The following is a 12,615-nucleotide window of genomic DNA, read 5'->3' as shown; positions in this document are numbered from 1 at the left end:
TCAAAATCAATATCGTTAATTGGTGCGTATGACGCACCTTGCCTTTATGGGACTTACGCAAAAATATCGTGTGTAAGTTGGGCGTAAGCATTACGCCCCTACAAAACCTGTTCTATTGCTAAGTTAAACAACTATACTATGCCATCAAATTCGCTTGGACAATTTCAATCCAATAACCGTCTGGGTCTTTGATAAAGGCGATATTTTTCATACTGCCGTCTTCTGGGCGTTTTTGGAATGTCACATGATTTTGGTCAAACCATGCCACCGCTTGCTCAAGGTTTGGCACGCTAAAGCAAATATGCCCAAAGCCTCTAGGGTCGCTGTTGCCATTATGATAGCTAAAATCTGCTTGATTTTCTGTGCCGTAATTATGGGTCAATTCCAAAATACCACGCTGACTAAAGGTAAATTCAGCACGTTTGGCTTCATCGGTGGGTAAATTTGCCAGTTCGCTATCGGTCAATTTTGCCAAAAAATATAAATCAAATTCAGCATTTGGGTAAGATTTTTTATGCAATAAGGTCATGCCCAAAATATCTTGATAAAACTTAAGCGATATTTGGGGGTCTTTAACACGAAGCATGGTGTGGTTAAAGGTGAAATTTTGGGTGGAGGTTAAGGTGTGCGACATGATGAATATACCTAAATCGAAAAATTGAAATTAAAACAACATCAAGAAATTTATTGAATTTTATCGAAAAACCATAAAAAATAACAATAAGATAGGGTGTTTTTTTGTTGTATTTTATAAGGAATTTCGCTATTGTATACGTTAACAATGTCGATTAACGGTGCTATTAATCTGATAAACAGATGACCACTTAGGGGATAAACCATGATTCTTTGTACCATTTCACAATTTACATGTATTGTTCCTTACCTTAGCCCTAATATCATCGCCACCCACCAGATTACCACTGATGAATTGGATTTTTTTCAATTAATTCAAACTTACCAACAACAAAGCACCTATAATGAGAATGATTTGGTATATTTGATTGAACGTTATGAGCGGATTTTTCCCCAAGTTAACACCCCCCGCTTAATTGCTCTTAACCTTATCAAATACCATTACGAACTGCCAGAATTGCGGTTTGATAATAGTATCTTGCAACAATATCAAGCCACACTTAAGAAAAATACAAACAAGGACATTGCCCAAGATATCAATAAGCCTCGCCCATTATCAACACCAAAGATTGCCAAGGCACAAGCTGTTGCAAATGATGACCATGATATTGACCCTGTTTTAAAGCTTGCGTCTGGGCAGTTTAATTAATGGTCACAAGGATTAGGAATGAGTTTGTTAATCAAAAAAATTCACCAATCCTGTTTCTAGGTCGTATACCGCACCGATAATCATCAATTGTCCGCTATCGACAGCATCTTCCAAAATACGTGAGCCATGTTGCAGTTGACTCACTGACATACGTACGTTGGCTTTAATGCCTCTCTCCACCAACTCATCAGCATCCATATCATCCCCATTGGCAGTATAAATTTCGTGCAAGTTGTACACGCTTGGGCGGATACGGTCAACAATCGAGCGTAAATTTGGCGAAAATTGTTGGTCTGGGTTAATGAGTGTTTCAACACAAGCGGTCACTGCCCCACAATGCGAATGTCCTAACACCACAACCAATTTTGTACCAAATTTCTCGGTAGCAAACTCAACTGAGCCAATCTGTGAGGGAGCGACCACATTACCCGCTACCCGAATTACGAACAAATCCCCTAACCCTTGGTCAAATACGATTTCAGCAGGGACTCGTGCGTCCGAACAGCCCAAAATAATCGCAAAAGGGTCATGCACTTGGGTCAAAGCATTGCTTGCTAAGAGTGTGGCATCAGGATTTTTAACACTTTCAACAAAGCGTTGATTACCGTCTTTAAGCAGTTGTAGGGCTTGCTGGGCGGTTTCTGGGCGTTGCGTGTTTGGCATGGTGATTTCCTTGTCCTATTTTAAAGTCACGTTTTAAATAATCTGATACGGTTTGAAATACTGAATTAAAACAGCCTCCTTTAGAACCCCCTCTAACTCCCCCTTCGCAGGGGGAGAACCGTTCCCTCCCTTGACAAGGGGAGGGCTAGGGAGGGGTTAAATTAAGATTTTTAATGAATTTCTACAGTTTAAAAAAAGGTCTAATTAAGCTATTGGTATTGTAACGATTTTTGGGGTGAAATAAATGTTTTTTTCTGACAAAAAACGGTTACATTTTTTAACATGAAGCGTTATACTTGACTAAAAGTTTAACCGTAGTGTTAATCAAACGTGATATATCACTCAATTGATAAAAAGGTGACAACACCCAAAAGAACCATACGGACACGACAATCTCTAGCAAAAGGATGAATCGCTAGGGGCAAAAGGGCGGTTAAAATCTTTCGTTGCGACTTAACCTTGTGTGTGCGTATTTAACATCAGCCCCTTTGACGTGAGCCTTGCTCAAGAGACCGTGCCTATGTCTGCAACGCCAAACACTCCTGTCCTGCCAAATACCTCGGCAAACAAACCCAAAACCCTACTGCAAATCCGTCACATTTCCAAAGCCTATGGCGATACCAAAATCCTAAATGATATCAACCTTGATATCTATGATGGGGAATTTTTGACCTTATTAGGGCCGTCTGGCTGTGGTAAAACCACGCTATTACGCTTGATTGGGGGCTTTGAGATGCCAAATGGTGGTAGTATGCACCTTGATGGGGTGGATATCGCTAACCTGCCTGCCGAGCAACGCCCGATTAACACCGTGTTTCAGCAGTACGCCCTGTTTCCGCACATGAATGTGTATGACAATATTGCCTATGGCTTAAAGCTCAAAAAAGTACCAAAAGCCGAAATCGACCAACGTGTGCGTGAAGCCTTAGCAATGGTGCAACTAGAACACACCATCAACCGCCGTCCACAAGACTTGTCAGGTGGTCAACAACAACGCATTGCTATCGCTCGTGCCGTAGTCAATCGCCCAAAGATGCTGTTATTAGACGAGCCGTTGTCCGCCCTTGATGCCAAAATGCGGGTGCAAATGCAGTCAGAACTCAAACGCTTACAACGTGAAATCGGCATTACTTTTGTGTTCGTGACCCACGACCAAGAAGAAGCCTTGTCGATGTCTGACCGTATTGCGGTGATGAAGAGTGGTGTATTTCAACAGATTGATACACCGATTGGCATTTATGAAAGTCCTGCCAACTTATTTACTGCTAACTTTATTGGCGAAACTAACTTATTCAAAGCCAGAGTGTTGGGCGTATCTGATAAAACCATCAAGGTGGAAGTGACTGAGCAAGTTCACGGTTATCATCCTGTGCGTGATTTGCCTCGACCAAAATTTGATGTACAAGTCGGTCAAACCGTGAATTTATTACTTCGCCCAGAAGATATCCGTATCTATTATACCTACGAGGGACATGATGGCTTGATTGGTAATGTGGTCGATAGTAGCTATAAAGGCAGTACGCTAGACTCGGTAATTCGTCTAAAAAATGGCAATATGGTCAGAACGTCCGAATACTTTAACGAAGACGACCCAAATTTTAATTACAAACTCGGTCAAGAAGTGCGTGTTGATTGGGTTGATGGTTGGGAGTGGATTTTGCCAGATGAATAATTCAGCCACCCCTCCGACCCATACTGTAGCTACTACCCCACCAGCCACCAAACAAGCAGGGCGTACCTTTCAGCGAGCCACTTTGTTTGTAATTTGGGCATGGTTAATTATTTTTGCGTTATTGCCAAATTTATTGGTGATTATTGCCAGTTTCTTGACCCGTGATGAAGATAAATTTCTAAAATTACCTGTCACGCTTGAGAATTATTTACGTTTTATTGACCCATTGTACCTCAAGGTATTTTTGCATTCACTTAGCATGGCAGGGATTACCACACTTATTTGCCTATTACTGGGTTATCCGTTTGCGTGGTTTATCAGTAAAGCCAGTAAAAAATGGCAATCGCTACTCATGCTATTATTGGTAATTCCGTTTTGGACAAACTCACTGGTGCGTCTATATGCGGTGAAGCTGATTATGGCGGCGAATGGCTTGTTAAGCTCGGCACTTATTGGCATTGGGCTAATTGATGAGCCGTTGCAAATTCTTTATACCCAAAAAGCCGTCATTGGCGGTCTAGTCTATCTGCTATTTCCGTTTATGGTATTGCCTTTATATGCGGTGTTTGTTGATTTGCGTGAGGATTATGTCCTAGCTTCCAAAGACTTGGGGGCGAACAAATATCAGACATTTTGGCATATTGTTTTACCCTTGACCACCCCCGGCATTATCTCTGGCGTGCTATTGGTGCTATTGCCTGCGATGGGAATGTTTTATGTCGCTGATATCTTGGGCGGTTCTCGTAACTTATTGGTCGGTAATATCATCAAGTCGCAATTTTTGGACGCACGAGATTGGCCTTTCGGAGCGGCAGCCAGTGTGCTGTTGACCGTGGCGATGGCAGTGCTGATTATGGCGTATCGAGCCAGTAGCAAGCGTATCGGCAAAACCGATTATAATGAAGTAGCATAAGGAGGCGATATGAGCAACTCAATGAAATGGCTATCTCGCCTGTATTTGACCCTGATGTATTTGATTATGTTTGCCCCGATTGCGGTGATGGTGGCGTTCTCGTTTAATACCTCAAAAGTCGGCTATAGTTGGGGTGGTTTTAGCACCCACTGGTATAGTGAACTGTTTGATAATGCAGGGATGATACAATCCGCCATTAACTCAGTGCTATTAGCAGTGGTGGCTGCGACCATTACCACAGTGATTGGTGGACTGACCGCATTATCTTTGCAACGCTATGATTTTAAGGGCAAGTCGGTTTTACAAAGCCTATTATTTGTACTGATGATGTCGCCTGAAATTGTGCTGGCGATTTCCCTATTGGCATTATTTTTGGTATTGGGTATTCAATTAGGGTTTGTGACGCTGTTAATCGCTCATATTACCTTTTGTTTACCCTTTGTAGTGATTACCGTGTCCGCTCGTTTGACCAGTCTTGATAACCGTGTACTAGAAGCAGCAAGGGACTTGGGAGCAAGTGAATTTACCATGATTCGCACCGTACTTGTGCCAATTATTTTGCCTGCGATTTTGGCAGGTTGGGTACTTGCCTTTACCCTATCGCTCGATGATGTGGTGGTTTCGACCTTTAACACTGGCCCTGACTTTGAGATTCTTCCACTAAAAATTTATTCGATGGTACGTGTCGGGGTCAAACCTGAAGTCAATGCTGTCGGTACGATTTTATTGGCGATTTCACTGGTGGGTTTGGTGATTTCTCAATTATTATTGGCAAAAAATGCCCCAACTGAAAAACGTTAAGGAGTAATACATGGTAAACATGATAAATAGAAGACGTTTTTTGGGTTATGGCTTGGGCTTGGGTGGTGCGGTGCTGACTGGTGGCTTGGCAAGTAGCTTAACAGGCTGTCAAAAAGACACAACCACTGCAACTACCGCAAGCGAGGCAAGTGCTGTCGCCCCAACTACAAAAGGCGGTAAAGTCGTCAATGTATATAACTGGACTGAGTACATCTCGGAGCAAGCGTTAAAAGACTTCACTGCCGAAACAGGCATTGAGGTCATCTATAGCACCTTTGACTCAAACGAAGCCATGTATGCCAAATTAAAACTCATGAATGGCAGTGGCGATTATGATGTGGCGTTCCCTGGAACGGATTTTGTCGATAAAATGCGAAAAGAAGGGATGCTCGAAAAACTCGACCATGCCAAATTAAGCAACTTTGGCAATTTGGCAAGCACCTTTATCAATGCCCCTTTTGACCCTAACAATGAACACAGTATTCCGTATCTGTGGGGGTCATCAGGCATTGCTGTGAATACCCAACGCATTGACAAAGCCATTCTTAGTTCGTGGAATGACCTATGGAAGCCAGAATTTGAAGGGCGAGTCATGCTGATGAATGACTTACGTGATGTGTTTACCATGAGCTTGCTAACGCTTGGCTACAACGGTAGCACCAAAGACCCAGCCCATATCAAACAGGCATATGAAAAACTCACCAAACTGATGCCGAATGTGCGAACTTTCAACTCAGATGCCCCTCGGATGCCCTTCATGGAGGGGGAAACCTACCTAGGCTTGGCATGGAATGGCGAGGTCATCATGGCACAAGACCAAGGGATGCCAGAGCTGGACTTTGTTTATCCCAAAGAAGGGGCGATTATGTGGATGGATAATATGGTCATCCCAAAAAATGCCAAAAATCTTGACAATGCCTATAAGTTTATTGATTTTATTTTGCGTCCAAAATACGCCGCTATGATTAGTGAGGAAATTGGCTACGGCTCACCAAATGAAGCTGCCAAAAAAGAAATGCCTCCAGAATTGGCGAACAATCCGATTGTGTATCCGCCTGCTGAATTGCTGAAACACGCTCGCTTTCGTGAGGATGTCGGCGATGATACGATGGCTTTGTATCAGCAATACTGGGATAGGCTAAAAGTAGATATGTAGTGGTTTAACAGGCTTAAGCCACTGCATATCATGTCAAAAAAGTGTTTAAAAAAGAAAATAAGTAGCAAAAAATACAAACTAGGTATCTGCATGACGATTACTCGAAGAGATTTTTTAAACGGCACTGCCATCGCTATTGGTGGTACGGCAACAGGTTTATTGACTGCTTGTCAAAAAACCAGTACAACAACCGATACGACCAAAGCCACTGCTTCTAGCACCTCGGCTTCTGCCTCAACCCATGCCACACCTAATAGCAACTATCCACCTGAAAAACTCGGTTTGCGAGGTAATCAGCAAGGCAGTTATGACGTGGCTCACCAAATGGGTTGGCAACACAAGAGCTTCGATGTGACGACCTTAGACAATGAAGGCGACTATGACTTGGTGGTGGTCGGTGCAGGTATCAGTGGTTTGTCCACTGCCTACTTTTATCAACAACGCTTCCCATCCGCCAAAATCCTTATCTTGGATAATCATGATGATTTTGGTGGACACGCTAGACGTAACGAATTCCATGCGGAGCTAGACGGCAAACCTATATTTCGCCTCAGCTATGGCGGTAGCGAGTCGATTGACTCACCAAAATCCCATTACAGCTCACAAGCTTTGAACCTACTCAAAGCCCTTGGTATTGACTACCCAAAATTTGAGCAGTATTTTGACCAAAAATTATTCGACACACTCCAGCTAAAAAAAGGCGTTTTCTTTAACAAAAAAACCTTTGGACACAGTAAAGTATTGGCTCAAGAGCCTGATGCCAGCAATGCCGATAAATTTTTTGCCAATGCTCCGTTATCAGATACCAGTAAAAAAGAGCTGATTGCCCTTTATCAACAACCCAAAAATTATCTTGCCTCTATGCCAACTGGCAAACGAACCAACTACCTAAAGTCTATTAGCTATGACAAGTTTTTGACCGACCATGTCAAGCTATCGGCTGAAGCCAAAGTGTTTTTACAAGATATCTGCCTTGAATATTGGGGCTTTCCCATTGATGGCTTATCGGCTTGGGATGCGTTAAATGAAGGCTATGCAGGCTTTGACAAAATCGGTATCAAAGTTGAAGCAAGCGATTCTGAGCCTTATATTTACCACTTCCCAGACGGCAATGCATCGATTGCTCGTTTATTGGTGAAAAAGTTAATCCCCAATGTGGTCAGCAATCCTGAACATAGCCAAAATATGTCAGCGATGGAAGCGATTGTCCTAGACCAATTTGACTATAATGAGCTGGATAAACCCAATCAAAACGTTGCTCTACGCCTTAACAGCACCGTGGTACAGGCAGTGAACAACCAAGACGGTAAAGTCACTGTCGGCTATCAAACAGGCGATAAACTACATCGTGTTACCGCAAAACACACCGTACTCGCTTGCTACTCAGTCATGATGCCACATATCGTTCCGACACTACCGACCCAACAAAAAGACAACTATCACCAAAATGTCAAAGTACCGCTGATTTATGCCAAAGTGTTGGTCAAAAACTGGCAAGCGTTCAAAAAACTGGGCGTATATCATCTGTATTCACCCACTGCCCCTTATTGCCTTGTCATGCTAGACTATCCTGTGAGCATGGGTGGCTATGATTATCCCAAAAACCCTGATGAGCCGATGGTGATTCATTTAGCCAGTATCCCTGTTCCGTATGGCAAAAATACCACCTTGCGAGAGGCTTGCAAACAAGGTCGTAGCGAATTGTATCGTAAAAGCTACGAGGACTTGGAACGTGAAATGCTGGCACAATTACGAGAAATCTATGAGCAAGCGGGTGAAACGTTGGATGATAAAATCTTGGCGATTACTATCAATCGTTGGGGACATGGTTATAGTTATGAAGAAAACATTCTGTGGGATAAACCTGCGGAGGCAGAAAAAGTATTAGCCTCTGTCAAAACGCCACTGGGTAATATTCATTTTGCAAATAGCGATGTTAATTGGCAACCTTATGCCAATGCCGCCATTGACCAAGCGTGGCGAGCAGTTGGTGAAATAAAGGGTTAATTTTTTGACTTATCTCATCGTCACAAACTCTTCTGACCCTGTTGGGTGAATCGCCACCGTATCATCAAAATCTCGCTTGGTCGCTCCCATCTTGATTGCCACCGCAAAGCCTTGAATCATCTCATCCACCCCAAAGCCCACACCATGCAAGCCCACGACTTTCTCATCCTCACCGACACAAATCAGCTTCATCTGACATGGCTCACGATGTTGGGTAATCGCACTATACATGGGGGTAAAACTTGAGCGATACACGGTGACTTTATCATTTGGATAGTCTGTCTTGGCTTGTTCTTCGCTCAAACCTATCGTACCAATCGGCGGATGGCTAAAAATCACAGTCGGTATCAAATTATAATCCAAATGCTCGTTTGGCTTGTTGTTAAACAAACGCTCCGATAACCTGCGACCACTTGCCACCGCCACAGGAGTTAGCTGTACACCATTTTCGATAATATCGCCCACGGCATAGATACCATCGACATTGGTATTTTGGAATTTATCGACTTTGATAAAGCCTTGAGCATTGACCGCAACGCCCGTTACCGCAAGGTTGATGATATCGGTGGCAGGCACACGACCTGTCGCCCAAATCAGACAATCCACCGTCAAAGTTTCGCCAGAATTAAATAAAATGCTTAGGCTATTATCGCTATTTTGGCTGATTTTTTGCGGTACAGTTTGGTAATGAAAGTGAATACCATCTTGTTGCATAATGCCACTTAAGGTACTGACGATATCGCTGTCAAAGTTTTTTAACACCTTATCACCACGCACGATTAAATGCGTGTCACTACCCAACGCATTCATCACGCCAGCCAGCTCGACACCGATATAGCCAGAGCCGACAATCGCTACCCGTTTTGGCAGTTCAGTCAACTCAAAAAAACCATCCGAATCAATGCCAAGCTCTGCCCCTTCGATGTTAGGGCGAGATGGTCGACCACCTGTGGCAATCAAAATATGGTCAGCGGTGATAATCTCACCATTCACCTCAACACTGTTTTTATCAACAAATTTGGCAAAGCCCTCGATGACATCCACGTTGTTTTTTGACAAGCCACTGCGATACGACTGGTGAATCCGTCCGATATAGGCTTGGCGATTCTGCACCAGTTTAGTAAAGTCAAAGTTTTTAACGTCCAACTCAAAGCCATAATCAGGGGCATAGTTGTGAATGGCGGTTGCCATATTCGCACCGTACCACATCACCTTTTTCGGCACACAGCCGACATTCACGCACGTGCCACCCAGATGCTTGGCTTCGATTAACGCACATTTTTTGCCATAGCTTGCTGCACGATTGATTGAAGCGATGCCACCAGAACCGCCACCAATGGCGATATAATCATAATGTTTTGTCATTATTGTTCCTATTATTTTAAATGAATTGAATGTTATCGGTATTGTAGCAAATTTATATGGAAATTCGATTGATAAAATTTTACCAAAACGATTGAAAAAACCAAACATAAAAACACTATCGGTCAATTTTTATCATCATCCAATACCCAAAATGGCACAAGATAAAACTGGGTTGGATTAGCGTGCGTTAAATTAATAGTTTGACGTGTTTTGTGTTTATCCAATGTTGGTACAATCAGCCACGCCTCACTCGCCCCAAATTGACTGGCATAGGTGAGCAACTGATACATATCTGACAGACTAATGTCGCCCACATCTCGCACAGTTTTCCATTTTATATCCATGACTTTGACAGTATCTTGTGACTTGACCAAAATATCTGGCTTCATTATTAGCTGTTTATCAAGTGTCAAAGGTTGGGAAAACTGCTCGAACACCTCAGCGTTTTCTGTCAAACTTTGCTTTAATTGATGACCGACCCATTTTTCAAAGGCGAACTGCATATTAATCAGCAAGGCTTGCGATTGGCTTTGTCCTTGCCCACTGGCTTGGGTCAGGGTCAGTAAGGCGTAGCAAAAAGCAACCAAACGTGCATTATGGTGAGCGATGGTGCTGGGTAAAGCGGATAACTCTTGCTGAGATTGGTAAAAAGCTTGTGCATATTGACTCGGCAAAATGGTGCTAACCGCTTGCCAATCGCATGATTCTCTTGATAAATCGGGCGGTAACCCTCCAATCAAGTGGCGTAGCGTTGCTTTTATCAGTTGATTGCAAGCGGTATCAACAGCAAAATGTTCGCTTTGATGAAAAAACTTATGTGGTTGATGGTGGTTATGTTGTAGTTGTTGTTTAACCAGCAATTTGCCTTGTAAATACGGCTGATTTTGCTCAAAGCCTTGATACTGGCGATTGGGCTGATAGCGTTGAAAACCTTGCCAAAAGGCATGAGCAAGCCAGTCATTCAGCGGTAGTTGAGGATTGATAGGGGTTTGTTTGGCAAGATTTGGCAGATTTTTGGGTGTTAAGGTATGCCAAATATCCTTGAGCATCCGCTGTAGCCATTGGCGAGTTTGTTTAATTGATTCGGCATTAGCGTTATTCACTTGGCTAATTTTGGGTAAAATTTCGAGTTGATTGCCACTCGGTAAGCCAATCACGCCAATGTAATGGCTGACTTTGAGTTGCCATTGTTGTTGTTTTCGCCCAATGCCAAAGCCGTCAAAATTCTGCTCAATTAGCCAATCAAAATCGGTGGGATGGGTGAAATTGGCTTGGGTTAAAATGGCGTGTTCAAAGGTGGTGATTATCATGTAAAACTCATCCAAAATTCATCCATCGCCATTTTTTGCTAACCGCCAATAGCCAAGTAAGTATTGATACTTTGCAATGCCTTTTTATTGATTGAAAAGGCATTTTGCATTGGCATAAACCCAAATTGCTGACTATTTTCCACTACCTCAATCACGTCACGCCCAAAAATCACCTGTAAAATCTGCCCATTATTTTGGCACGCCTGCCCCACTTGCGGAATGATGGACTGCTCAAACGCCACTGCCAACTCATCCAAACGCTCAATACCCATCAAAAAACTATGCCCCAATTGGCTATCTTTACCCAAAGTTTGACAGATTTTTTGGTTTAAAATGGTTAAAAGGTTTGTCAAATCTATTACGCTATTATCAACCACTATTTGCCCCAAAATTTGTGGCTGTGGCTCACATTCGACAAATTGAAAACGCCTACGGAACGCCAAATCCAGCGGAGCGAGCGAATGGTCTTGCGTGTTCATGGTGGCATAAATATCGACATTACTCGGCACGCTAAACGGCTTGCCCGAATACGCCAAATTCACCGTCATCGCATTTGCCTGCCCTGCCCGTTTGCTTGGTTCAATCAGCGACATCAACTCACCAAATACTCGACTGACATTGGCTCGGTTAATTTCGTCAATCAACATGGCGTAGCGGTGGTTGGGGTTTTGTTGGGCTTGTTGGCAAAGCTTGAGGAATGCCCCTTGTTCAACGCTGTAGGTCATCTGTCCGTTATCATTAATTTTTGGGCGAATCCCCTCGACAAACTCTTCATAGCCATAGGCTTGGTGAAAACTAACAAGGCTAAACCGTTCAATTTTCTGCACGTTTTGCCTTTGAATACTGGCTTGGTAATCATCCAGTTGGGCTTGTAATGGCTGTAATAAAGGTAAACTTTCTTCTAGTAAAAACCAGTTGCTTGACTCATCTTTATCAAAAAAGGCTTGGCTTGATTTATTTTTCACCAAAACATTTTTTGAATCGGTAGGGCTAAACTGTTGAAGCGTTGACCATGCCGTGTTTGCAATCGCTTTTTCACGATTGTTGATTTTTAACTTAGTAATAAAAAATTCGTGGGCTGTAATTTCAGCGACTTTTAATAACTGCTTACCTTGTCTTCTTTCATCCAAAAATACCAAACAAATGACCTCTCGCCAACTTAACGGCTCGACCAGATTTTTTAGCAAATCCTCGCCTGTCGCCAGTGGCAACACTTCGGTATATTGTTTGGCAATTTGTTGCAGTTGGTAGGTTTTGCCTGTCCCTGCTACGCCTGTAAAGATGATATTTGAAGGAATTTGGTTTGGATTGCTCATATTTGTCAAATGAAATTATCGTAAAAGGTGCTATGTAGGGGCTTATTGCATAAGCCCAATCCAAAAAATTTTGCATTAAATAGGCGTATTCAATACGCCCCTACAAACTTGGAAAAATCAAACCATCAGT

The 12,615-nt window shown here is 42.9% G+C and carries 11 protein-coding genes; 6 read left to right on the top strand and 5 right to left on the bottom strand.

Going from position 1 to position 12,615, the window contains the following annotated elements:
• Positions 1 to 136: 136 nt before the first annotated feature.
• Entirely contained in the window at positions 137 to 634 is a 498-nt protein-coding gene (gene gloA, locus ACK1U4_RS01140; protein ID WP_419399852.1) for a lactoylglutathione lyase, read from the bottom strand.
• A 204-nt stretch (positions 635 to 838) separates the two neighbouring features.
• Here gloA and ACK1U4_RS01135 point away from each other — a divergent pair, with 204 nt between their 5' ends.
• On the top strand, positions 839 to 1,282 hold the full coding sequence (locus ACK1U4_RS01135) for a hypothetical protein (RefSeq protein ID WP_419399851.1): 444 nt from the start codon (positions 839 to 841) through the stop codon (positions 1,280 to 1,282).
• A 27-nt stretch (positions 1,283 to 1,309) separates the two neighbouring features.
• Here ACK1U4_RS01135 and ACK1U4_RS01130 read toward each other — a convergent pair whose 3' ends face one another.
• Positions 1,310 to 1,945, bottom strand: coding sequence for a carbonic anhydrase (locus ACK1U4_RS01130; RefSeq protein WP_419399850.1), 636 nt, complete (start codon positions 1,943 to 1,945; stop codon positions 1,310 to 1,312).
• A gap of 520 nt (positions 1,946 to 2,465) precedes the next feature.
• Between ACK1U4_RS01130 and potA the strand changes: the two genes are divergently transcribed.
• From potA to ACK1U4_RS01105, 5 genes are all read left to right on the top strand, one after another.
• A complete protein-coding gene (potA, locus tag ACK1U4_RS01125; RefSeq protein WP_419399849.1) occupies positions 2,466 to 3,617 on the top strand; it encodes a spermidine/putrescine ABC transporter ATP-binding protein PotA in 1,152 nt (383 codons plus the stop codon).
• Complete coding sequence (gene potB, locus ACK1U4_RS01120) at positions 3,610 to 4,530, top strand: spermidine/putrescine ABC transporter permease PotB (RefSeq protein WP_419399848.1); 921 nt, start codon at positions 3,610 to 3,612, stop codon at positions 4,528 to 4,530. The genes potA and potB overlap by 8 nt, the downstream gene beginning before the upstream one ends.
• Before the next feature lie 9 nt (positions 4,531 to 4,539).
• Positions 4,540 to 5,331 (top strand): spermidine/putrescine ABC transporter permease PotC, encoded by a 792-nt coding sequence (potC, locus tag ACK1U4_RS01115; RefSeq protein WP_419399847.1) that lies wholly within the window; start codon positions 4,540 to 4,542, stop codon positions 5,329 to 5,331.
• 10 nt (positions 5,332 to 5,341) lie between these two features.
• The gene (locus tag ACK1U4_RS01110) at positions 5,342 to 6,487 is read left to right on the top strand and encodes an ABC transporter substrate-binding protein (protein ID WP_419399846.1); all 1,146 of its coding nucleotides are present in this window, start codon (positions 5,342 to 5,344) and stop codon (positions 6,485 to 6,487) included.
• Between the two features lie 90 nt (positions 6,488 to 6,577).
• Complete coding sequence (locus ACK1U4_RS01105) at positions 6,578 to 8,494, top strand: NAD(P)-binding protein (protein ID WP_419399845.1); 1,917 nt, start codon at positions 6,578 to 6,580, stop codon at positions 8,492 to 8,494.
• A gap of 9 nt (positions 8,495 to 8,503) precedes the next feature.
• Here the strand turns inward: ACK1U4_RS01105 and gorA are convergent, their stop codons facing one another.
• The 3 genes from gorA to ACK1U4_RS01090 form a co-directional block, all read right to left on the bottom strand.
• Positions 8,504 to 9,859 carry a glutathione-disulfide reductase gene (gene gorA / locus ACK1U4_RS01100; RefSeq protein WP_419399844.1) on the bottom strand — a complete coding sequence of 452 codons (1,356 nt, stop codon included), beginning with the start codon at positions 9,857 to 9,859 and terminating at the stop codon, positions 8,504 to 8,506.
• A gap of 122 nt (positions 9,860 to 9,981) precedes the next feature.
• The gene (locus tag ACK1U4_RS01095) at positions 9,982 to 11,169 is read right to left on the bottom strand and encodes an McrC family protein (RefSeq protein WP_419399843.1); all 1,188 of its coding nucleotides are present in this window, start codon (positions 11,167 to 11,169) and stop codon (positions 9,982 to 9,984) included.
• 38 nt (positions 11,170 to 11,207) lie between these two features.
• Positions 11,208 to 12,485 (bottom strand): McrB family protein, encoded by a 1,278-nt coding sequence (locus ACK1U4_RS01090; RefSeq protein WP_419399842.1) that lies wholly within the window; start codon positions 12,483 to 12,485, stop codon positions 11,208 to 11,210.
• Between the last annotated feature and the right edge of the window lie 130 nt (positions 12,486 to 12,615).

Source organism: Moraxella sp. TY6 (assembly GCF_048551375.1).
Lineage (GTDB): Bacteria > Pseudomonadota > Gammaproteobacteria > Pseudomonadales > Moraxellaceae > Faucicola.
This window is presented reverse-complemented; position numbering and strand designations above follow the sequence as displayed.